Origin of the sequence: Oricola sp. (assembly GCF_022763245.1) — a bacterium.
Classification (GTDB): domain Bacteria; phylum Pseudomonadota; class Alphaproteobacteria; order Rhizobiales; family Rhizobiaceae; genus Oricola.
In genome coordinates, this window is record NZ_JALEGV010000032.1 from 70,880 (window position 1) to 94,018 (window position 23,139).

The window sequence follows — 23,139 nt, forward strand, 5'->3', positions numbered from 1 at the left end:
GAATCCACTTTTCAACGGATCATCCAAAGTGTCGAGGCCGATGCCGTATACATGCCGCGGGAGGCAGATACTGGCGCGCGGCGCGCGCCTCGCGGTGTGCCGGTCGCGTTTTCATGCGGATTTTGGGAGGGTTTTCTGCCTCGTGTCACCCGTATCTCTGGGGATGGCAGTACTGCGCAGTTGGCGCGCGTTGCGAAAGCTGCATAATGGGACAGCCCATGCATACATAAAGAAAACGCCATGAAACAACCCGCGAACAAGACCCACGCCTCTCGCACGGTGATCGAACTGCGCAAGAAAATCCTCGGGGGAGACCTGGTGGGCGGCACACGCTTGTTCGAGGTTCCGCTGGCGGAGGAACTGGAAATCTCGCGCACGCCGCTGCGGGACGCCATGTCGAGACTGGCCGAGGAAGGCCTGCTCGAACGCGCGCGGGGCGGCGGGTTTGTCGTGCGTCAGTTCAGCTTCGCGGATGTGATCGATTCCATCGAGTTGCGCGGCGTGCTGGAAGGCACCGCGGCGCGGCTGGCGGCCGAGCGCGGCGCCGTGCCGGAGGGGCTCGAGCGCATGGAGGCGATCGTCGCCTCGCTCGACGACTGCTTCGGCGAGATGCCGGGCGAAGTCGATTTCGAGGCCTATTCGGACTTGAACGCCCAGTTTCACGAGGGTCTGGCGGGTCTGGCGGGCAGCGAGATCGTGCGCCGCGAGATCGAGCGGGCGGCGCGGCTGCCCTTCGCGTCGCCCTCGGCCTTCCTGCCGGACAAGGGCGACATCGCCGCCTTCCGCCGTTCTCTGAACTTCGCCCAGGAGCAGCACAAGGCGATCATCCAGGCGATCCGCTCGCGCGAAGGGTTCCGCGCCGAATCCGTCGCGCGCGAACATGCGCGTACGGCGCGGCGCAATCTCGAATACATCCTGCACGAGGATCGCAGCCTGATGCAGCACGTGCCGGGCTTTGCGCTGGTGGTGGCCTGACGCCGCCGGGCGGAGCGCCTAGGCTGTTTCGGAAATCGCCGCGGCGCGCCGGCCCGCCAGAAGAAGGCCGTAGAGGGCGATGACGATGACGGCCATCGCCGCGACCTGATAGGTTTCGACCTGTCCTCCAAGCAGCAACACGCTGATCAGCATCGTGACGGCCGGGACGGGGACCGTGACGGAACTCGCCAGCGAGACGTCTATGTGGCGCATGGCGTGGAACCACAGAACGAGTTCCGTGTAGTAGGCGAGCCCCAGCAGCATCGCGGCGAGCTGGAACCGGCCGTCCGTCGCCGCGGCGACGAGCGTGCCCATGTCGCCGACGACGGCATAGACCGCGAGCAGGAAAACGCCGGAGATGACCAGCCGCGAGACGGTGACCTGATTGGGCGTGACGGGCGTTTCGGCGAGGATCTGGCGAAGCAGGATGTGGGCGATGCTCCACAGGAGCGGGATGCCGAGCGCGAATGCCGACCACCAGGAGATGTCGGTCACCCGCAGGCTGCCCTGCGTGGTGAGATAGTAGAGCGCGCCGATGAGAAGCGCGGTGAATCCCAGTTCGGCGGCGGTCTTGCGCTTGCCGAGGAAGAGGGCTTCCAGGAGAATCGCGAAGAGCGGGTATGCCTGGAGTACGATCGCCATGCTGACCGGGCCGGCGTTCCGGGCGGCGACCACATACATGTAGGTCGATACGCCGAACACCGCGCCGGTGAACAGGGCGATGGCGATGACGCGGGTGTTCGGCCGAGGCCGGGCGTGTGCGATGGCGCGCTTCGCGCGTCCGCGGCGCTCCGCGAAGAACAGCGGCAGGCTGGCGACGAGCTGCCAGAATGTCAGCCAGACGGTGAAGGTCAGCCCGTCGGATCCCGCCGGCCGCGCTTCGGCGAGGAGCGGCATGACGCCGAGAATGATCAGGCAGGCAAACGAATAGACGATGCCGGTGCGGCGGGAGGGTGACATGGCGGGCATTCGCGGGTTCAGGGGCGGTCGGACGGGTGCTGAGCCCAGCTTTGCCGATCGGTAAGGCACCGGCAACGCAATGTTTGTCACGATGACATTTCTCTGCGCGCGGGGCGCGAACCTGCGTTTCGTGGCAACGCGCGGTTATCAAAGGGCGGGCAATTTCGTCGCGGCGGGGTGGAAATCGCTTGCAACATCGCGCGCTATCCGGCAGAGGATGTATACACGATAATCGATAACTGAGGAGGAATGCTCATGTCAAAATCGTCTCTCGCCGAAGTTCTCAAGGGCGTAAGCAGCCCGGTCGAGCTGCTTCGCAACTCGAAAATCGGCATGTATGTATACCCGGTGGTCGCGCCGGAATTTTCGAACTGGCGCAGCGAGCAGGCTGCATGGCGCGATGGCGCCGTGTTGTTCGACCAGTCGCATCACATGGACGAAGTGATCGTCGAAGGCCCGCAGGCGACCGAGTTTCTAGCCCATCACGGCATCAACTCCTTCTCGAATTTCGGCCTGAACCGCGCGAAGCACTACGTGCCGGTGACGCCGAACGGTCACGTCATCGGTGACCACATCATCTTCCGGGAGCGCGAAGACAAGTACATCCTCGTCGGCCGCGCGCCGACCTCCAACTGGCTGCTGTTCGCCGCTGCCTGGGGCAAGTGGAACGTCCGCATCCGTCACGATCCCCGTTCGCCGAGCCGGCCGGAAGGCGAGCGCGTGCTGCGCGAGCATTACCGCTTCCAGATCCAGGGGCCCGAGGCTCCGAAGGTCTTCGAGAAGATGAATGGCGGTCCGATCCCGGACATCAAGTTCTTCCACGTCGACTGGATCAACATCGGTTCCAAGAAGGTTCAGGCGCTGCGTCACGGCATGGCCGGCGCGCCGGGTCTGGAAGTCTGGGGTCCCTACAAGGACAAGGACTACATCCACTCGACCATCATGCAGGCGGCCAAGGACGCCGGCGTCGACCTGGTTCAGTGCGGAAGCCGCGCCTACTCCACCAACACGCTGGAATCGGGCTGGATCCCGTCCCCGCTGCCGGGCATCTACACCGGCGACGGCATGCTGGCCGACTACCGCGAGTGGCTCGGTGCGGACATGTATGAAGCGGCCGGCGCGATCGGCGGTTCCTTCGTCTCCGACAACATCGAAGACTACTATGTGAACCCGTTCGAGCTGGGCTACGACTTCTACATCGGCTGGAAGAAGGACGACTTCGTCGGCAAGGCCGCCCTTGAGAAGATCAAGGCCGAAGGTCCGAAGCGCAAGAAGGTCACCTTCGAGTGGAACCCGGAAGACGTGCTCAAGGTCATCGCGACCGCTTTCGAGCAGGGCACCCCGGCCAAGTGGATCGACTTCCCGCAGCCGAACTACGCTTCGTCGTCCGCCGACCTGATCCTGAAGGACGGCAAGAAGGTCGGCATGTCGATGTTCAACGGCTACTCCTGGAACGAGCGTCGCTGCCTGTCGCTGGGCGTCGTCGACATCGACATCCAGGAAGAGGAAATCCTCACCCTGGTGTGGGGCGAGCCGGAGACCACCGGCAAGACCTCGACCGAGCCGCACAAGCAGACCGAGATCCGCGTTCGCGTCGCTCCGACGCCGTATGCGGCCGAGGCTCGCGAAAACTACGCCGACAGCTGGCGCACCAAGAAGGCCAGCTAAGCCGAATTGCGACCCGGCTCCACGAGGGCCGGGTCGTCTCGCATCTGCCGGCGGCGAGGCGGTTTCCGCATCTCGCCGCCGACAGTTTGACGCAGGGCGGTTCGGCGGAGATCCGTCGAAACAGATTGCGTTGACGCATGAAATGAGGCCCTATGGGCGCGTCCGGCGACCGCGGTTGCAAGCGGTCGGGACCGGACGGCCCGAATTCGGGAATGCGTCGGGCGGGAGCAGTGGGCCCTGTCGCATTTCGTCATCAACATCAAAGGTCTGATTGTCTGCCTCGTAACAGAGGGCGCCGGCTCCGCGATCAGTCGAAACGACCAATCTGGGAGGTTTCAGATGTTTAACCCGACCATGAAAAGCATGACCGCCGCCATCGCCGCCACCGGCGTGGCCGCCACGATGACCGTTGTTTCCGCGCAGGCGGATTCCCTGAAATTCGCCAGCTGGGTCCCGCCCTTCCACACGATCACCAAGGGTGTGGTCGAGCCGCTGACCAAGGCGGTGGACGAAGGCACCGGCGGTGCGACGACGATCGAATATTTCCCGGGCGGCGAGCTCGGTGCCGGTCCGCTGGAACAGTATGTCCGCGTCGTGCAGGGCGTTGCCGACATGTCGTGGGGCCTGCCGGGCTACACCTCCTCGCAGTTCCCGAAGACCATGCTGGCCGAACTGCCGGGCGCCAAGGGCGACATGCCGGGCTACGAACTGCTGTGGAACGCATTCGACGCCGGCATGCTCGACCGTGAATTCCCGGCGACCAAGCCTATGGCCCTGTGGCTCAGCGAGCCGAACATCTTCATCATGAAGGATCACGAGGTCCGCACCCCCGACGACGTCAAGGGCCTGAAGATCCGCGTGTCCGGCGCGATCGCCGGCGACGTGATGTCGGCGCTGGGCGCCACGCCGGTGCAGATGCCGGCCGGCGAGATCTACAACGCGCTGCAGACGGGCCTGATCGACGGCGTCGTGACCGGCACCAGCGCGGTTGGCGACTTCAAGCTCGACGAAGTGGCAAACTCCTACACCTACAACGTGCCGCTGGGCCAGATCGCGTTCTACACGATCATGAACCAGAAGGCCTATGACGGCCTGTCCGCCGAGGCGAAGGCCGCTTTCGACGGCATTTCCGGCCGCGCGCTTTCCAAGAGCGCCGAGGATGCCTGGAACGAGAAGGCGGACGCCGTGCTGGAAAGCATGAAGGCTGCCGGCGACAACACGATCATCACGCTGACGGATGAAGAGGCGGCCGCTTTCGCCGCGCTCACCCTGCCGGTGACCGAAAAGGTCGTGAATGATCTCGGCGCTGAAGACGTCTACAAGACGATGCGCGGAGAGATGTAGGACCAACACATGCGCGCCATCATCTGGCAATGGGCGGACAGGCTGATCAGCCTGTCCGCATTCGTCGGCACCGTCGGCCTCATGGTCGGCGTTGTCGACATTTTGATCGACGTGGTCGGTCGCGAATTTCACATGCCCCTGAAGGGCGCCCAGGACATTTCGCAGATGGCCATGGTGACCATGGTCTTCGGCGGAATGGCGATCGCCGACCGGATGAATTCGCATATCGCGGTCGACATCTTCGAGGGCGTCTTCTCCGAGCGTCTCAACCGCATCACCCAGATCATCGCTCCGCTGATCGGCGCCCTGGTCTTCGTGATGCTGGCCAAGGCCATGTGGGACGCCGCCGCATTGTCGCGGATGCTCAACCTCGCGACGAACATCATTTACCTGCCCAAGGCCTGGTTCCAGTACATGGCGGTGGTCATGTCGGTGATCACGGCGCTGGCCATGATCCTGCGCGCCGTGGACAACATCCTCGGCCGGCCCATGACCGAACACGGGATTGATACGACGCTATGAACGAATTTGCGGTCGGCGGCATCGGGATGGCCATCCTTTTGATGCTGCTCGCTTTCCGGGTTCCCGTTGCCTTCGCGATGTTCACCGTGGGCTTCGTCGGCATTTCCATCCTGCACAACCCGGCCTCGGCGATGAGCCTGCTGGCCTCGGAGAGCTTCACGCTCGCCTCGTCGCAGGAGCTGGTGGTCATCCCGCTGTTCATCCTGATGGGCAATGTGGCGACGGTCACCGGCATGAGCCGCAGGCTCTATGACGCGGCCTATGCCGTCATCGGATCGTTCAGGGGCGGGCTTGCGTCGGCCACCGTGATCGGCTGCGGCGGTTTTGCCGCGCTGTCCGGGTCCTCGGTCGCCTCGGCCTTGACCATGGGCAAGGTCTCGCTGGTCGAGATGGACCGCTTCAAATACGATCCGCGCCTGTCCACCGGCGTGGTCGCGGCGGGCGGCACGCTCGGCATTCTCATCCCGCCGTCGACGGGCTTCGTGATCTACGCGATCCTCGTGGAACAATCGATCGGCCGACTGTTCCTCGCGGGCGTCCTGCCCGGCATCCTGCTGGCGGCGGTCTTCATCCTGACCGTCACCATGCTTTGCTACTGGAAGCCGGAATTCGGCCCGGCCGGTCCGAAGACCTCGCTCAGCGAAAAGGGGCGGGCGTTTCTCGGCGCGGTGCCGATCGTCGGCATCACGCTCCTGACCATCGGCGGCATCTATGGCGGGTTCTTCTCGCCGGTCGAGGCCGCCGCGGTCGGCGCCGGCCTGGTGATCATCGTCGGCTTCGTGATGGGTCATCTGACGCCGATGGGGCTGTGGAAGGCCGCGAAGGACTCCGTCATCACGACCTCGACGGTGATGCTGATCGTCATGTCGGCGAGCCTGATCAACCCGTTCCTGGCGCTCAGCCACATTCCGCAGGTGGCGGGCGACTTCCTGGTCAACCTGCCGTTCCCGCCGCTGGTGATCCTGATCCTGATCCTGCTCACCTATGTGGTGCTCGGCTGTTTTCTCGACAGCCTCGCCATGCTGGTGCTCACCCTGCCGATCTTCTTCCCGGTGATCGTCAATTTCGGCTTCGATCCGATCTGGTTTGGCGTCCTGGTGGTGCTGACGCTGGAGATGGGGCTGATCTCACCGCCCGTGGGGATGAACGTGTTCATCGTGAAATCGGTGGCGAAGGACGTTCCCCTAGGGACGATCTTCGCAGGCGTCGCGCCGTTCTTCCTGGCGATGCTGGTGACGCTGGGGATCATCGTCGCGTTCCCGCAGATCTCGCTGTTCCTGCCGAACACGATGATCAACTGACGCGTGCTTGCGGTCGCCCGTCATCTGGACGGGCGGTCGCGACCGCTCTCACGCCAGATAGCCGCGCAGCAGCGCTTCGAACAGGCGCACGATTTCCGACATTTCGCCATTGCGCCGGACCGTCAGGCCGACACGGGTCTGCGCGTCGGGCAGGGCAACCTCGACTTTCCTCAATTCGGCGGGCAGGGCGGCGAGTTGCCTTTCGCCATAGGACAACAGCGCGAGCGAATTCGATTCCATCACGAGGCGTTCGGCGCCGGCGAAGGAATGGATCTCGCAGGTCTGGGCCGGGGGCGTCGCGCCGATGGTCTTGAACAGGCCGTCGAAATAGGCGCGGATCGGCGAGCCGTGCTGGCCGACGATCCATTTTTCCCCGATCAGGTCTGACATCGAGCGCGCCGTTGCGAGGCAGGGGTGATCGTGGCGCGCGACGAGCGTGAAGGCCTCTGAGCCGAGCGGGATCTCGGTCAGGTCGGGGATCGGTGACGGCTCGCGCAGGATCCCGATCATGCAATCGATCTCGCCGAGCATCAGGGCTTCGGTCAGCATGTTGTAGCTGCCGGGCAGGGCCATCAGGCGGAGATCCGGATGGCGGTTGGTCAGCTCGCCGAACGCCTTGATGACGAGGTCCTGTCCGGAAAAGGGCAGCATGCCGACTGCCAGCCGGCCGAACAGGCCCTGACCGGACCCGGCCATCACTTCCTTCAAGACCTCCATGCCGATCTCCTGGAGGAGACGGTCGCGCAGCGAGGCGAGCCGGCGGGCCTGCGGCGTGGCTTCGAGGCCCTCTCGCTTGCGTTCGAACAGGGGCTGGGCCGCATAGTCGCCGATGGCCGCAACCGCGCGGCTGACGGCGGGCTGGGTCATGCCGAGATACGCGGCCGCCTTGGACGCGCTGCCCATCTGCGCGATGGCGGCCACCGCATCGAGATGATGCCACCGCAGAAATGTCGTGAGCTTCGGACGGATGCCGGACGCGGCCTCGATGTCGTCTTCGGCCTCGGCGACGAGCATGAGCGCTGCCGTGCAACGCTGCAGGACGAGTTCGCCGCGCGCGGTGGGGTCCGTACCGCCCCAGCCGCGTTCGAAGAGCGCTGTACCGAGCGCCTCTTCTGCCGTCGCGATGGCGCGGGAAATGACGGCTTGCGTGGTGTTCAGCGCTGCTGCGGCCTGGGCGATGCCCCGTGTCCGGGCGACCGCGTCGATCGCGCGGACCTGCTTGAGCGATAACCGGGATGTGGTCAGCACGTCATATTACCAAATTTCAGAGTCGTATACGAACTCAGCATAGGCGGATTTGCGCCCGGGATGCTAGGCCGTTGCGACGCTCAATCACGGGAGGAAACAGATGACCTACACGTCGCTTGAAGACAGGATCCAGAGGCAGGGCGGTGATGCGCTCGACTTGATGCGCAATGCGCAGACCGGGCGCTACCAGTTCCCGGTGCCGCCGGAATTCACCACCTGGATGGAAGAGCAGCGGGCCTGGCGCGAATCCGCCGCGCTGATGGACCAGTCCTTCCACATGACCGACCTCTATGTGAGCGGTCCCGACACGATGCGGCTTCTCTCCGATCTGGCGGTCAACAGCTTCGCCAAGTTCGGGCGCGACAAGGCCAAGCAGCTGGTGTGCTGCAACCACGAGGGCTACGTGATCGGCGACGCCATCGTGTTCGGCCTCGAGGAGGACGCGGTCAACATCGTCGGCCGGCCGGTGGTGCCGAACTGGGTGCAGTATCATGCCGAGACGGGCGGCTACGACGTCACGGTTGAGCGCGACGAACGCAAGCTCGACAATCCCGACAAGCCGCGCAAGACCTATCGCTACGAGGTGCAGGGGCCGAACGCGCTCAAGATCCTCGAAAAGGTCAATGAGGGTGGCCCGCTGACGACCAAGTTCTTCAACATGGGCGAAATTACCATCGCCGGCTGCAAGGCGCGCACGCTGACGCATGGCATGGGCGGCGAGCAGGGGCTGGAGATGTGGGGACCGTTCGAGGACGGCGCCAAGGTCAAGGCGGCGCTGCTGGAAGCCGGCGCCGAATTCGGACTCAGGCAGGTCGGCGCGCGGGCCTATTCGACCGCCGCGGCGGAATCGGGCTGGGTGCCGTCGCCGCTGCCGGCGATCTTCTCGGGCGAGGGGATGAAGGCCTATCGCGAATGGCTACCGGCGAATAGTTTCGAGGCGATCTCGTCGCTCGGCGGAAGCCTCGATGCCGAAACGGTCGAGGCCTACTACCTGACGCCGTGGGATCTCGATTACGGCCGCGTCGTGAAGTTCGACCACGATTTCATCGGACGGGCGGCGCTGGAGGCGATGGCCGAAGGTTCGCACCGCAAGAAGATGACGCTTGTCTGGAACGCCGACGACGTCCTCGCCGTCTTCGGCGGCATGATGGACGGTTCGGATCTGCCGGCGAAATACATGGAGATGCCGGCCGCCCACTACGCCACGCATCCCTATGACCGCGTCCTGGTCGACGGCAGGGACGTCGGCGTCTCCATCAGTCCGGTCTTCTCGGCCAACGAGCGGGCCTGGATCTCGCTGGCGATCCTGGAAGAGGCGGCAGCCGCGCCGGGCGGGGAGGTCACCGTCGTCTGGGGCGAGCCGAATGGCGGCACAGCCAAGCCGAATGTCGAGCCGCATCGGCAGATGCAGGTGCGCGCCGAGGTTCATCCCTGGCCGATCCACGAGTCCAGCCGGCAGCACTACCGCGCCCAGACCTGAGGCCTTGCGTGCACCTTGACTTCCTCCGGGGGGCGGCGTTCTGCGCCGCCCTTTTTCGTGCGCAGTTTCGCCACGGCGAAACCGCGGCTTCGCGCTGCAATGTATACAGAATTTTCTCGCATTAAGAGATTTTCCGCGCTAATATGTGGCCTGCCATGAATTTGTCCCTTTGGGGATTCTCATCTTGTACACATATCCAGAACTTGCGTGGAGGAGGCGCCGGTCATGCTGAACATCCTGAAACGAGGTAAGAGTGACGCTGCGCCGTCGGACGCGTCGGTGGGCGCATTCCTCGAGGGTTTCTCGATCGAGGTGATGCCGCGCACGGCCGCGAAGATTGAGGATTTCAACGCGCTCTTGCCGAAGGGCACGCGCGTCTATATCGCCCATATCGAGGGCACGCCGATCGAGGACATGGTCGAGACGGCGAAGCGCCTGCACGAGGAAGGCTTTCCGGTGATGCCGCATTTCCCGGCGCGCATCATCAAGGACAAAGAGACGCTTGAAGACTGGATCAAGCGCTACCGCGACGAAGCGGGCGTGGAACAGGCGCTGCTGCTGGCCGGCGGCGTGGACAAGCCGCACGGTGAATTCGAGAGCTCGATGCAGCTGATGGAAACCGGCCTGTTCGACCAGTTCGGCTTCAAGCGGCTGCATGTCGCCGGGCATCCCGAGGGCAACAAGGACATCGACGCGGACGGCTCAACCCGGCTGGTCGATGAGGCGCTGCAGTGGAAGCAGGCCTTCTCGGAGCGCACCGACGCCGAGATGGCGATCGCCACGCAGTTCGCCTTCGACGCGAAGCCGATCATCGCATGGGCGGAGCGGCTGCAGGCCGCCGGCATCACCCTTCCGGTCCATATCGGCATCGCCGGCCCGGCCAAACTGCAGACGCTGCTCAAATTCGCCGTCGCCTGCGGCGTCGGCCCGTCTTTGAAGGTGTTGCAGAAGCGGGCGATGGATATGTCCAAGCTGCTGCTTCCCTACGAGCCCACCGAGGTTCTGGCGGATCTGGCCGCTTACAATACGGGCAATCCGGACAGCCTGATCAAGAAGGTTCACTTCTTCCCGCTCGGCGGCATCAAGACCAACGCGACTTACGCTTCCGAACAGATGAAGTGATCCGGCTCAGCCGGGCATGCCGCCGAGCTTTCCCAGGAGCTCGGCGACATTCGCCGCCTTGAATTTCTTCAGGAGCCTGGCGCGGTAGGCTTCCACCGTGCGCGGCGAGATCTCGATGATGCGGGCGATTTCCTTCGAGGTTCGCCCTTCTCCCAGATACATGACGAGTTGGCGTTCGCGCGCCGTCAGTTCACGCACCGGCCGTTCATGCGACAGGTCGGCGAAGCTCCACACCGCCTTCATCAGCGGGTCGCCGTCCTCGGTCAGCGTGACGCCGCGCACCCGGCACCAGAACAGCGAGCCGTCCGACCGCGCCATGATGCGTTCGTCGGAATAGCGACCGGTTTCGCGCAGCGGCCTGACGCCGACGTCGCGGATCTGCACGAATTCCTCGTAGGACGGATAGAGAATGGCGAAGGACTGATCGACGAGATCGGCCACGTCGAAGCCGAACATGCGCGCGAATGCCGGATTGCAGGTCTTGATGACCCGGTTCTCGGTCATGACGATGCCGACGGGGGCGTGCTCCCAGGCCAGCAGGTTGATGTCGTCGTAATTCTTCGCGCCAGTCATGCGTGTTTCTACGCTATTGCAAGCCTCGATCCCTGGGGCAGATACTATCTCCCGTTCCGCATGTGCAACGAGGAATGTTCATGCGGGCAGGTTCGGCTGTGCCGAGCCGCGGCTGCAACGGCCGCCAGGGAGGCGTTCGAAAATGCACGGCAGGTTTCGCGATCGCGTGGATGTCCACCGTTTGCCGACCGGCGCGCATCGTCGACGCGTCCGCCGGGCGCTTCGATCAAAGACGGAGGAATTCACATGAAACGGATTTTCGCGACGCTGGCCGTCGCCGGAACGGTGGCGCTGGGCGTGGCCGCCTCGGCTGCCGCCCAGGACGACACGGTCAGGATTGCGCTCGTGCACGGGCTGTCCGGCTCGGCGTTCGAGGCGTTCTCCAAACAGACCTCGACCGGCTTCAACATGGGGCTGGAATACGCGACCGGCGGCACGATGCAGGTCAAGGGCAAGACGATCGAGGTTCTGGAGAAGGACACGCAGTTCAAGCCGGACGTGGCGCGGTCGGTCCTGGCCGAAGCCTATGGCGACGACGACGTGCTGATTGCCGTCGGCGGGACGTCTTCCGGCGTGACCACGGCGATGCTGCCGGTGGCCGAGGAGTATGAAAAGATCCTGCTGGTCGAGCCGGCGGTGGCGGATTCGCTGACCGGGCCGGACTCCAACCGCTACGTCTTCAAGACCTCGCGCAACTCGTCGATGGACATGCAGGCCCAGGCGCTGGCGCTGAAGCCGGACGAGAACCTCTATGTCGCGACGCTGGCCGAGGACTACGCCTTCGGCAAGGACGGCATCGCCGCCTTCAAGGCCGCGCTCGAAGGCTCCGGCGCAACCGTGGTCGCCGAGGAATACGTGCCGCTGAAGACGACCGACTACACCGCCGTCGGCGAGCGCCTGTTCAACGCGCTCAAGGACAAGCCGGGCCGCAAGGTCATCCTGATCTACGTGGCCGCATCGGGCGATCCGATGGGCGCGCTCACCGGCATGGATCCGTCGCGCTTCGACATCGAGATCTCGACGGGCGGGCACATCCTCGCCGTGCTGCCGACCTACAAGCGGGTGCCGGGCATGGAAGGCGCGATCTACTATTATTACGAAGCGCCGCAGAACGAGATCAACGACTGGCTCGTCAAGGAGCACCTGGCCCGCTTCGACGCGCCGCCGGACTTCTTCACTGCCGGTGGCATGGCCGCGGCACTCGCCGTCGTCAAGGCGCTGGAAACCGCCGAGGAGTGGGACACCGAAACGCTGATCTCGACGATGGAGGGCATGAGCTGGGAGACGCCGAAGGGCACGATGACCTTCCGTCCGGAGGACCACCAGGCGCTGCAGTCGATGTTCCACTTCAAGATCCGCGTCGACGACACCGTCGACTGGGCGATCCCGGACCTCGTCCGCGAGATCAAGCCGGACGAGATGGACATTCCGCTCGGGCGCAACAACCAGTAGGCCTCCTCCCAGGGTCAATCGGGCGCGGCGGTCACGCCGCGCCCCATCATGCCGGACGACCAGCGATGACCGCTCCCTCCATCGAAACGCGTGACCTGACGATCCGCTTCGGCGGCCATACGGCGGTCAATGGCGTCTCCTGCGCCTTCAGGCCGGGCGAACTGACGGTGATCGTCGGTCCGAACGGGGCCGGAAAGACGACCTATTTCAGCCTGATGTCGGGCCAGCTTGCGCCGAGCGAGGGAGCTATCCTGAAAGGCGGCGTCGACATCACCCGGCTGTCGCCATCCGCGCGCGCCAAGGCCGGGATCGGCCGGGCCTTCCAGCTGACGAACCTGTTCCCGAAACTCTCTGTGCTGGAGAATGTCCGCCTTGCCGTGCAGGCGCGTCACGGTGTCGGGCCACGGCTGTTCCGGCCGGCTTCGGCCTTCCGCGAGATCGCCGACAGGGCGCATGAGCATCTGAAGGCGACGCGGCTGGAGGAAGAGGCCGACCTGCCGGCGGCCGCCCTGCCGCATGGCGACCAGCGCAAGCTGGAGGTGGCGCTGCTTCTGGCGATGGAGCCGGACATCTTCATGTTCGACGAGCCGACCGCCGGGATGAGCGTCGACGAGGCGCCGGTGATCCTCGAACTGATCGACGAGATCCGCAAAGACAAATCGAAGACGGTGCTGCTGGTCGAACACAAGATGGACGTGGTGCGCGCGCTCGCCGACCGGATCATCGTGCTGCACAACGGCGAACTCGTCGCCGACGGACCGCCCGAAGAGGTGATCGCCATGCCGATCGTGCGCGAGATCTATCTCGGCATTCCGGCCGACGAAGGCGAGGCGGCATGAGCGACTACATCCTGCGCCTCGACGACGTGCACACCGATATCGGCGACTACCAGGTGCTGCACGGCATCTCGTTCAACGTGCCGGAAGGCGGGGTGCATGTGCTGCTCGGCCGCAACGGCGCGGGCAAGACCACGACCTTGCGCACCATCATGGGGCTGTGGCGGGCGCGGTCGGGCGCGATCGTCTTCAAGCATCACGACATCACGAGGATGCACACCAGCGACATCGCCCGGCTCGGCATCGCCTATGTGCCGGAGAACATGGGTATCTTCGGCGGGCTGACGGTGCAGGAGAACATGCGCCTGGCGACCGCGAAGGGCGGGTTCGACGATGGCCGGCTGGGCCGCATCTTCGACTTGTTTCCGGCAATGGAGAAGTTCTGGGCGAAGCCCGCATGGTCGCTCTCCGGCGGCCAGAAGCAGATGCTGGCGATCTCGCGGGCGATCATCGAGAAGCGCGACCTGATCCTGATCGACGAACCGACCAAGGGGCTGGCGCCGTCGATCATCCGGGCGATGATCGCGGCATTCGAGGAGATCTCGCAGGATTCGACGATCCTGCTGGTGGAGCAGAATTTCCTGTTCGCCTCGTCGCTCGGCCGCAATGTCTGCGTGATCGACGACGGGCGGATCGCGCATGCGGGCCGGATGGGCGAACTGGTCGAGGACAAGGACCTGCAGACGCGCCTGCTGAGCCTGTCGCTGGACGCGCACCAATAGGGGAGACGATGAGCAACAACTCTTCCATCGCTGCGGCATTCGACCGGATCGGCGGGGTCAACGCGCTGCCGGTGATCCTGATGATCGTCGCCCTGCCGCTGGTCGGCTCGTTTTCGTCATGGGTGACGCTGACGATCGCCGGCCTCGCCATGGGCATGATGATCTTCCTGATGGCGTCGGGCCTCAGCCTCGTCTTCGGCCTGATGGACGTCCTGAATTTCGGCCATTCCGCGTTCATCTCGTTCGGCGCGTTCATCGCGGCGTCGGTGCTGGCGGCGCTGGCGGCCTGGGTCGGCGCGGATTCGCTGACGCTGAACTTCCTCGCGCTGTTTGCGGCGCTGGGCGCGGCGACCGTGTTCGGTTTGATCGCGGGGCTGTTCTTCGAGCGCGTGATCGTGAAGCCGGTCTATTCCGACCATCTGCGCCAGATCCTGATCACCATCGGCGCGCTGATCGTCGCCGAGCAGATCATCCTTGCGATCTGGGGCGGCAATCCGGTCGCCGTGCCGCGACCGGCCCTGCTCGACGGCTCCTTCATCATCGGCGACGTGGCGATCGAGATCTATCGTGTCTTCGCCTTCTTCCTCGGCCTGGTCGTCTTCATCGCGCTCAATCTCGTGCTCAACCGCACCCGCATCGGCCTCCTGATCCGCGCCGGGGTGGAGAATCGCGAGATGGTCGAGGCGCTGGGCTTCAAGATCGACCGCATCTTCATCGGCGTCTTCATGGCTGGCTCGGCGCTCGCCGCGATGGGCGGGGCGATGTGGGCCGGATACCAGGGGCTGATCACCGGCGCGCTCGGCGGCGAATTGATGATCCTGGTCTTCATCGTCGTCATCATCGGCGGGCTCGGCTCCATCGAGGGGTCGCTGCTCGGTGCGCTGCTGGTCGGCCTGCTGGGCAACTATGTCGCCTTCATCTTCCCGAAGCTGTCGCTTGCCTCGAACATGCTTCTGATGATGGCGATCCTGCTGTGGCGGCCGCTCGGGTTGCGGCCGGCGGTCAGCCGATGAGGAGCCGGCCATGACGACGATCGACCTCGCTTCCGCGCCGCAAGCCGATCCCGCCCGCAGGGGACGGCTGATCGTCTACGCCGTCGTGCTCGCCATCGGGCTGGCGCTGGCCTTCGCGCCGTTCCTGTTCCAGGACGTGCGCTCCAGCCAGGTGGCGGCGCGCATCTGCGTCTTCATCGTGCTGGCGGCGAGCTACGATCTCCTGATCGGCTATACCGGCATCGTGTCTTTCGCCCATACCATGTTCTTCGGCCTTGGCGCCTATGGCGCGGCGATCGCGCTGAAGGGCATGGGTCCGGGCTGGGGCGCCGTGATCCTCGGCGGTGCGGCCGGCGTGGTGACCGCGATCGTGCTGGCGGTGGCGATCGGTGTGTTGTCGCTGCGCGTCAAGGCGATCTTCTTCGCCATGGTGACCCTGGCGGCGGCCTCGGTGATGATGGTGCTGGCGTCGCAATTCTCCGATTTCACGGGCGGCGAGGACGGGATCGTCTACAAGGCGCCCGACCTGTTCAAGCCAGCGACGAAGCTCTTGACCGACGGTGATGGTAAGGTCCTGAAGCTCTTCGGCGTGTCGATGAACGGCAAGATCGCCGCATATTATTTCGTGTTTCTCTCCTGCCTGGTGCTGTTCTTCGCGCTAATGCGCATCGTGCGCTCGCCGCTCGGCACCGTGCTGGAGGCGATCCGCGAGAACGAGATGCGCGCCGAGGCGATCGGCTACCGCGTCGTCGCCTACCGCACCTCCGTCTTCGTCATCGCCGCCGTCATCGCCGCGCTCGCCGGCACGGTCTGGGCGGTCTGGCTGAAATATACCGGGCCGGAGACGACGCTCTCCTTCTCGATCATGATCGACATCCTGCTGATGGTGGTGATCGGCGGGATGGGCACGATGGTGGGGGCGGTGATCGGCGTCGTGCTCATGAGCCTTGCGCAGTTCTATCTGAAGGACCTGATGGAGGTGGCTGCGCAATCGACTTCGGGCGTGCCGCTGTTGCCGGATCTGCTCGAACCCGACCGCTGGCTTTTGTGGCTCGGCGTGCTGTTCATCCTGCTGGTCTACTTCTTCCCGGCGGGCATTGCGGGAACATTGATGAGGAAAGGCAGTCACTGATGGTTGAGCGGCGCTCGGTTTACGTTTCCTGCGGCGAACACGAACTGCATGTCAGCACCTGGGGCGACGAGGGCAAGCCGGCGCTGATCATGTGGCACGGGCTGGCGCGGACCGGCCGCGACTTCGACGAGGCGGCGATCGCGCTGTCGGACGATTATTTCGTGATCTGTCCGGACACGCTCGGCCGGGGGCTGTCGTCCTGGGCCAAGGATGCCGCGACGGGCTACACATTCGCGACCTACGGGGCCCATGCCGAGGCGATCCTCGATCATTTCGGGGTGACCACGCTGCGCTGGATCGGGACCTCGATGGGCGGGCTGATCGGCGTCACGCTTGCCGCCGGCGCGCTGAAGGGGCGGATCACCCATCTGGTGGTGAACGACATCGGGCCGTGGATCCCGGAAGAAGCGGCGGGGCGGATACGCGACTATGTCGGCAGCCCGCCGAGCTTCGACACGATCGGCGAGATGGAGCACTGGCTGCGAACCAGCTATGCGCCCTTCGGTCAGAACAGCGACGTCTTTTGGCGGCGCATGGCAGACACGTCGTCGCGACGTAAAGACGACGGTCGCGTGACCGTGCATTACGATCCGCAGATCGTCAGTCAGTTCACCCTGCACAAATCCGATCTCGATTGCTGGCCTGCCTGGGACGCGATCGGGGCGAAGACCCTGCTGTTGCGGGGCGCCCAATCGGACGTGCTGCCGAAGGCGGTTGCGTCGGAGATGTGCGAACGCGGGCCGAAACCGGAACTGGTGGAGTTCGCCGGTGTCGGACACGCTCCCACTTTGGCCACGAACGACGAATCGCGGCTGCTGCGCGCATTCCTTGCCTGACGCGTGCTCATTGCGGGCGCTGACCGGGACGCGATAAAAGGCGTGAAACCGGAGAGGCGCTGCCCGCATGATCGACAAGCTGGAATTCTTCCTGGCGCTGGCCCGCGAAAAGCATTTCGGCAAGGCTGCGGAAGCCTGCAATGTCAGCCAACCGACGCTGTCGGCCTCGATCAAGCAGTTGGAGGAACAGCTCGGCGTGCTGCTGGTGAAGCGTGGATCGCGCTTCCAGGGGCTGACGCCCGAGGGCGAGCGCGTGCTGGACTGGGCGCGGCGCATCGTCGGCGACGCGCGGGCGATGCGCATGGAAATCAACGCCGCGCGGCACGGTTTGCACGGGCGGCTGCGCATCGCCGCCATCCCGACGGCGCTGCCGATGGTGCGCGAGCTGAGCGTGGCCTTCAACGCGCTGCATCCGGGCGTGAGCTTCACGGTGCTGTCGCGCGCCTCCGACGAGATCCTTGAACTGGTCGACAATCTGGAGATCGACGTCGGCATCACCTATCTGGCGAACGAACCGCTGGGCCGTGTGGCCAGCCTGCCGCTTTACGAAGAGCGCTACATGTTCGTCACCGCGTCGCCCGAGCTGTTCGCCGGCCGCGAGACGGTGACGTGGAAGGAGGCGAGCGCCACGCCGCTCTGCCTGCTGACACCGGACATGCAGAACCGGCGCATCATCAACCATTATTTCGAGGAAGTCGGCGTCGAGGCGCGGCCGGTGCTCGAATCGGATTCGATGATCGCACTGGTCTCGCATGTGCTCGCCGGTGCGTGGTCGTCGATCCTGCCGGCGCGGGTCGTCGACATCTTCAACGCGGCAGGGACGATCCGCGCGCTGCCGCTGACGCAGCCGGACGCGATCCAGACGATCGGTGTGGTGGCCGAGGAACGCGAACCGCGCACGCCGGTCATCGACGCCCTGCTGAAATGCGCCTCCGTGGTCGCCGGGAAGCTGCTGTGAGGTTGATAGAGATTTCCTATCAATTGACGGAAATCCATTATTGATCCCGAATGCCGATCTCTGGCATGATGTATACATAGCGGCCACATAGGGGAGGAACGACATGGCATTGGACCTGTCGCCCGACTTTTCCGACGATCGAATCGAGGCGATCGTCGATGAATTCTCCAATCTCGAAGGACCTTTGCTGCCCATCCTGCACGCTGTGCAGGAGGAGCTCGGCTGCGTGCCGCGCGAGGCGCTGCCCGTCATCGCCGGCAAGCTCAATCTGAGCCGGGCCGAAGTGCATGGCGTGATGAGCTTTTATCATGACTTCCGCGAGCAGCCGGCCGGCCGCCACAGCGTGAAGATCTGCCGGGCCGAGGCCTGCCAGTCGATGGGCGGCGACCGGATCGCCGAGCATGCCAAGGGGCGCTTCAAGGTCGACTTCGGCGAGACGGCGCCGGACGGCTCCGTGACGCTGGAGGCAGTCTATTGCCTCGGCCTGTGCGCCTGCGCGCCGGCCGCGATGGTGGACGGCAAGGTGGTCGGGCGCATCGACGAGGCGCGCATCGACGCCATCGCCGCGGAGGTGCGGTTATGACGGTCACGATTTACGTTCCCGGTGATTCCGGCGCGCTGGCGCTGGGTGCCGACGAAGTCGCGAAGGCGATCGGCGAAGCGGCGGCGAGCCACGGCGCCGATGTCACGATCGTGCGCAACGGGTCGCGCGGCATGTACTGGCTGGAGCCGATGGTCGAGGTCGCGACCGCCGAGGGCCGCGTCGCCTATGGCCCGGTGACCGCGGGTGATGTACCGTCGCTGTTTTCCGCCGGTTTCCTGTCCGGTGGTGATCACGCGCTTTCGCTCGGCGCGCCGGATGAGCTTCCGTTCCTGAAGAACCAGACGCGGCTGACTTTCGCGCGGTGCGGGATCGTCGATCCGCTGTCGCTGGAGGACTACGAGGCGCATGACGGCCTGAAGGGGCTGCGCAAGGCCGTCGCGATGGCGGCCTCCGACATCGTCCAGACGGTCACCGATTCCGGCCTGCGCGGACGCGGCGGCGCCGGCTTCCCGACCGGCATCAAGTGGAAGACCGTGCTGGATGCGGCCGGCCCGCAGAAATACATCGTCTGCAACGCAGACGAAGGCGACAGCGGCACGTTCGCCGACCGGATGATCATGGAGGGCGACCCCTTCGTGCTCATCGAGGGCATGGCGATCGCCGGCCTCGCGACGGCGGCGACCAAGGGCTACATCTATCTTCGCTCAGAATATCCCGACGCGATCCGCATCATGAACGCGGCAATCGGCATCGCCCGCGAAAAGGGCGTGCTCGGCGCTTCCGTGCTGGGATCGGACAAGGGTTTCGACATCGAGGTGCGCGTGGGCGCGGGCGCCTATGTCTGCGGCGAGGAGACCTCGCTTCTCAACAGCCTGGAAGGCAAGCGCGGCGTGGTGCGCGCCAAGCCGCCATTGCCGGCGCATGAGGGCTTCCTCGGTCGGCCGACCGTGGTCAACAACGTCATCTCGCTCGCATCCGTGCCGGTCATTCTCGACAAGGGCGCGGACTATTATCGCGACTTCGGCATGGGCCGGTCGCGGGGCACCATTCCGATCCAGATCGCCGGCAATGTGAAGCATGGCGGCCTCTACGAGACCGCTTTCGGCTTGACGCTCGGCGAGATCGTGGACGAGATCGGCGGCGGTACGGCGACAGGCCGGCCGGTGAAGGCGGTGCAGGTGGGCGGACCGTTGGGCGCCTATTTCCCGCGGGCGCTTTTCGACACGCCGTTCGACTACGAGGCCTTCGCGGAAAAGGACGGGCTGATCGGCCATGCAGGCGTCACCGTCTTCGACGAGACGGCCGACATGTTGAAGCAGGCCCGCTTCGCCTTCGAATTTTGCGCGATCGAGAGCTGCGGCAAGTGCACGCCGTGCCGCATCGGCGCGGTGCGCGGCGCGGAGACCGTGGACAAGATCATGCAGGGCATCGAGCGCGAGAAGAACCTCGAGCTGGTCGAGGATCTCTGCAACACGATGAAACTCGGTTCGCTCTGCGCGCTCGGCGGTTTTGCGCCCTATCCGGTGATGAGCGCTCTGACGCATTTCGCCGACGACTTCCGTAACAATCCTTTCCTGCAAGCAGCGGAGTGAGATCATGCGCCTGATTCAAGAAACGGATTTCGGCACGCCCGCGTCACGGGCGGAGAAGATGATCACGCTCTCCGTGGACGGTTTCGACGTCACGGTGCCGGAAGGCACGTCGGTGATGCGCGCCTCGATGGAGGCCGGCATCAAGGTGCCGAAGCTGTGCGCCACCGACATGGTCGATTCCTTTGGCTCGTGCCGCATGTGCCTTGTCGAGATCGAGGGACGGCGCGGGACGCCGGCCTCGTGCACCACGCCGGTGACTGAAGGCATGGTCGTCCACACCCAGACCGAGCAGTTGAAGTCGCTGCGGCGCGGCGTGATGGAGCTCTACATCTCCGACCATCCGCTGGACTGCCTGACCTGCGCGGCCAATGGCGATTGCGAGCTGCAGGACGTGGCCGGCGAGGTCGGGCTGCGCGACGTGCGCTACGGCTACGAGGGCGACAGCCACGTGACGGCGCGTTCCGGCGACCAGCCGAACATGCGCTGGATGCCGAAGGACGAGTCGAACCCGTATTTCACCTACGATCCGTCGAAATGCATCGTCTGCTCGCGCTGCGTGCGGGCCTGCGAGGAAGTGCAGGGCACCTTCGCGCTGACCATCGAGGGCAGGGGCTTCGACAGCCGTGTCTCGCCGGGCATGCACGAGGACTTCCTGTCTTCCGAATGCGTCTCCTGCGGCGCCTGCGTGCAGGCCTGCCCGACGGCGACGCTGACCGAGAAGTCGGTCATCGAGATCGGCCAGCCGGAACATTCGGTCGTGACGACCTGCGCCTATTGCGGCGTCGGCTGCTCCTTCAAGGCTGAAATGCGCGGCGAGGAACTGGTGCGCATGGTGCCCTACAAGGACGGCAAGGCGAACCGCGGCCATTCCTGCGTGAAGGGCCGCTTCGCTTGGGGCTACGCCAACCACCAGGACCGCATCCTGAATCCGATGATCCGCGACACGATCGACGAGCCGTGGCGCGAGGTCTCCTGGGAAGAGGCTTTGAGTTTCACCGCCAACCGGCTGAAAAACCTGCAGAAAGATTACGGCAAGGAATCGGTCGGCGTGATCACCTCGTCGCGCTGCACGAATGAGGAGACCTTCCTCGTGCAGAAGCTGACGCGCGCCGTGTTCGGCAACAACAACACCGACACCTGCGCCCGCGTCTGCCATTCGCCGACCGGCTACGGCCTCGGCCAGGCTTTCGGTACGTCGGCCGGCACGCAGGATTTCGACTCCGTCGAGCAGACGGACGTCGTGATCGTCATCGGTGCGAACCCGACCGACGGCCATCCGGTCTTCGGCTCGCGGCTGAAGAAGCGGCTTCGCGAGGGCGCCGAGCTCATCGTCATCGATCCGCGCCGCATCGACCTCGTGCGTACGCCGCATGTCGCGGCGGCGCATCACCTGCCGCTGAAGCCCGGAACCAATGTCGCCGTGCTGACCGCGCTGGCGCATGTGATCGTCACCGAAGGGCTGATGGACGAAGCCTTCATCCGCGAGCGCTGCGACTGGGACGAGTTCCAGGATTATGCCGCCTTCGTCGCCGATCCGCGGAATTCGCCGGAAGCCACCGAGGCGATGACCGGCGTGCCGGCTGCCGAAATCCGCGGCGCGGCGCGTCTCTATGCGACCGGCGGCAATGGCGCGATCTATTACGGTCTCGGCGTCACCGAGCACTCGCAGGGTTCGACCACGGTGATGGCGATCGCCAATCTTGCCATGCTGACCGGCAATATCGGCCGGCCGGGTGTCGGCGTGAACCCGCTGCGCGGCCAGAACAACGTGCAGGGCTCTTGCGACATGGGCTCCTTCCCGCACGAGTTGCCGGGCTATCGGCATGTCAGCAAGCCGGAGGTGCGCGACATCTTCGAGAGCCTGTGGGGCGTGACGATCTCGTCGGAGCCGGGTTTGCGCATCCCCAACATGCTGGACGCGGCCGTCGACGGCACGTTCAAGGGCATCTACATCCAGGGCGAGGACATCCTGCAATCCGATCCGGACACGAAGCATGTCGCGGCCGGTCTGGCGGCGATGGAATGCGTGATCGTGCACGATCTCTTCCTGAACGAGACCGCCAACTACGCGCATGTGTTCCTGCCGGGTTCGACCTTCCTTGAAAAGGACGGCACCTTCACCAACGCCGAACGCCGCATCAACCGGGTTCGCAAGGTGATGAGCCCGAAGAACGGCTATGCCGACTGGGAGATCACCCAGATGCTGGCGAACGCGATGGGCGCGAACTGGACCTACACCCATCCGAGCCAGGTGATGGACGAGATCGCAGCGACCACGCCGAGCTTTGCCGGCGTGAACTACGACCTGCTGGAAGAGAAGGGCTCGGTGCAGTGGCCCTGCAACGACGCAAATCCCGAAGGCTCGCCGGTGATGCATGTCGACGGCTTCGTGCGCGGCAAAGGCAAGTTCATCGTCACCGAATATGTGGCGACGGACGAGAAGTCCGGCCCGCGCTTCCCGCTGTTGCTGACGACCGGGCGTATCCTCAGCCAGTACAATGTGGGCGCGCAGACGCGGCGGACGGCGAACGTGATGTGGCATGACGAGGACCGCCTCGAAATCCACCCGCATGACGCCGAACAGCGCGGCATCCGCGACGGCGACTATGTGCGGCTCGCAAGCCGTTCAGGCGAGACATCGTTGCGTGCGCTGATCACCGACCGCGTCGCGCCGGGCGTCGTCTACACGACGTTCCACCATCCGGGCACGCAGGCGAATGTGATCACCACCGATTTCTCCGACTGGGCGACCAACTGCCCGGAATACAAGGTGACCGCGGTGCAGGTCACGCCGTCGAACGGACCGACGGAATGGCAGGTCGAGTATGAGGAACAGGCGAAGCAGTCGCGCCGCATCCTCCATGCGGAGCCGGCCGAGTAAC

20 protein-coding genes are annotated in these 23,139 nt (G+C 64.8%); 17 read left to right on the forward strand and 3 right to left on the reverse strand.

The annotated features are described in order from the left end of the window. The first annotated feature begins 240 nt into the window (after positions 1-240). Positions 241-975 carry a GntR family transcriptional regulator gene (locus tag MRY80_RS14090; RefSeq protein WP_293291663.1) on the forward strand — a complete coding sequence of 245 codons (735 nt, stop codon included), beginning with the start codon at positions 241-243 and terminating at the stop codon, positions 973-975. Positions 976-993: 18 nt separating this feature from the next. On the opposite strand, the gene MRY80_RS14095 is transcribed toward MRY80_RS14090, so the two are convergent. Further along, positions 994-1,935, reverse strand: a complete 942-nt coding sequence (locus MRY80_RS14095; protein ID WP_293291664.1) for a DMT family transporter — start codon at positions 1,933-1,935, stop codon at positions 994-996. A 255-nt stretch (positions 1,936-2,190) separates the two neighbouring features. Between MRY80_RS14095 and MRY80_RS14100 the strand changes: the two genes are divergently transcribed. The 4 genes from MRY80_RS14100 (at position 2,191) to MRY80_RS14115 (ending at position 6,770) form a co-directional block, all read left to right on the forward strand. Further along, entirely contained in the window at positions 2,191-3,603 is a 1,413-nt protein-coding gene (locus MRY80_RS14100) for an aminomethyltransferase family protein (protein ID WP_293291665.1), read from the forward strand. Between the two features lie 339 nt (positions 3,604-3,942). Continuing rightward, complete coding sequence (locus MRY80_RS14105; protein WP_293291666.1) at positions 3,943-4,947, forward strand: TRAP transporter substrate-binding protein; 1,005 nt, start codon at positions 3,943-3,945, stop codon at positions 4,945-4,947. A 9-nt stretch (positions 4,948-4,956) separates the two neighbouring features. Beyond that, positions 4,957-5,469 (forward strand): TRAP transporter small permease, encoded by a 513-nt coding sequence (locus tag MRY80_RS14110; RefSeq protein WP_293291667.1) that lies wholly within the window; start codon positions 4,957-4,959, stop codon positions 5,467-5,469. After that, a complete protein-coding gene (locus MRY80_RS14115; RefSeq protein WP_293291668.1) occupies positions 5,466-6,770 on the forward strand; it encodes a TRAP transporter large permease in 1,305 nt (434 codons plus the stop codon). The genes MRY80_RS14110 and MRY80_RS14115 overlap by 4 nt, the downstream gene beginning before the upstream one ends. Before the next feature lie 48 nt (positions 6,771-6,818). Here the strand turns inward: MRY80_RS14115 and MRY80_RS14120 are convergent, their stop codons facing one another. Further along, positions 6,819-8,018, reverse strand: coding sequence for a LysR family transcriptional regulator (locus tag MRY80_RS14120; RefSeq protein WP_293291669.1), 1,200 nt, complete (start codon positions 8,016-8,018; stop codon positions 6,819-6,821). A gap of 100 nt (positions 8,019-8,118) precedes the next feature. Here MRY80_RS14120 and MRY80_RS14125 point away from each other — a divergent pair, with 100 nt between their 5' ends. Both MRY80_RS14125 and MRY80_RS14130 read left to right on the forward strand, forming a co-directional pair. Next, positions 8,119-9,498: an aminomethyl transferase family protein gene (locus MRY80_RS14125; protein WP_293291670.1), complete on the forward strand. Its 1,380-nt coding sequence runs from the start codon at positions 8,119-8,121 to the stop codon at positions 9,496-9,498. Positions 9,499-9,723: 225 nt separating this feature from the next. After that, on the forward strand, positions 9,724-10,620 hold the full coding sequence (locus MRY80_RS14130; protein ID WP_293291671.1) for a methylenetetrahydrofolate reductase: 897 nt from the start codon (positions 9,724-9,726) through the stop codon (positions 10,618-10,620). Positions 10,621-10,626: 6 nt separating this feature from the next. On the opposite strand, the gene MRY80_RS14135 is transcribed toward MRY80_RS14130, so the two are convergent. Beyond that, positions 10,627-11,193, reverse strand: coding sequence for a LuxR C-terminal-related transcriptional regulator (locus tag MRY80_RS14135; protein ID WP_293291672.1), 567 nt, complete (start codon positions 11,191-11,193; stop codon positions 10,627-10,629). Positions 11,194-11,439: 246 nt separating this feature from the next. On the opposite strand from MRY80_RS14135, the gene MRY80_RS14140 reads away from it, so the two are divergent. From MRY80_RS14140 to fdhF, 10 genes are all read left to right on the forward strand, one after another. Further along, the gene (locus MRY80_RS14140) at positions 11,440-12,645 is read left to right on the forward strand and encodes a substrate-binding domain-containing protein (RefSeq protein WP_293291673.1); all 1,206 of its coding nucleotides are present in this window, start codon (positions 11,440-11,442) and stop codon (positions 12,643-12,645) included. 65 nt (positions 12,646-12,710) lie between these two features. Further along, the gene (locus MRY80_RS14145; protein WP_293291674.1) at positions 12,711-13,484 is read left to right on the forward strand and encodes an ABC transporter ATP-binding protein; all 774 of its coding nucleotides are present in this window, start codon (positions 12,711-12,713) and stop codon (positions 13,482-13,484) included. Further along, complete coding sequence (locus MRY80_RS14150; protein WP_293291675.1) at positions 13,481-14,203, forward strand: ABC transporter ATP-binding protein; 723 nt, start codon at positions 13,481-13,483, stop codon at positions 14,201-14,203. Before MRY80_RS14145 ends, MRY80_RS14150 begins: the two co-directional genes overlap by 4 nt. 8 nt (positions 14,204-14,211) lie before the next feature. Continuing rightward, on the forward strand, positions 14,212-15,216 hold the full coding sequence (locus tag MRY80_RS14155; RefSeq protein ID WP_293291676.1) for a branched-chain amino acid ABC transporter permease: 1,005 nt from the start codon (positions 14,212-14,214) through the stop codon (positions 15,214-15,216). Between the two features lie 10 nt (positions 15,217-15,226). Continuing rightward, a complete protein-coding gene (locus tag MRY80_RS14160; protein WP_293291677.1) occupies positions 15,227-16,327 on the forward strand; it encodes a branched-chain amino acid ABC transporter permease in 1,101 nt (366 codons plus the stop codon). Next, a complete protein-coding gene (locus MRY80_RS14165) occupies positions 16,327-17,163 on the forward strand; it encodes an alpha/beta hydrolase (protein WP_293291678.1) in 837 nt (278 codons plus the stop codon). The genes MRY80_RS14160 and MRY80_RS14165 overlap by 1 nt, the downstream gene beginning before the upstream one ends. 67 nt (positions 17,164-17,230) lie before the next feature. Continuing rightward, the gene (locus tag MRY80_RS14170; RefSeq protein ID WP_293291679.1) at positions 17,231-18,121 is read left to right on the forward strand and encodes a LysR family transcriptional regulator; all 891 of its coding nucleotides are present in this window, start codon (positions 17,231-17,233) and stop codon (positions 18,119-18,121) included. A 103-nt stretch (positions 18,122-18,224) separates the two neighbouring features. Next, positions 18,225-18,704 (forward strand): formate dehydrogenase subunit gamma, encoded by a 480-nt coding sequence (locus MRY80_RS14175; RefSeq protein WP_293291680.1) that lies wholly within the window; start codon positions 18,225-18,227, stop codon positions 18,702-18,704. Beyond that, entirely contained in the window at positions 18,701-20,257 is a 1,557-nt protein-coding gene (locus tag MRY80_RS14180) for an NADH-quinone oxidoreductase subunit NuoF (RefSeq protein ID WP_293291681.1), read from the forward strand. The genes MRY80_RS14175 and MRY80_RS14180 overlap by 4 nt, the downstream gene beginning before the upstream one ends. Positions 20,258-20,261: 4 nt before the next feature. Beyond that, complete coding sequence (gene fdhF / locus MRY80_RS14185; protein ID WP_293291682.1) at positions 20,262-23,138, forward strand: formate dehydrogenase subunit alpha; 2,877 nt, start codon at positions 20,262-20,264, stop codon at positions 23,136-23,138. The last annotated feature ends 1 nt before the right edge of the window (position 23,139 follow it).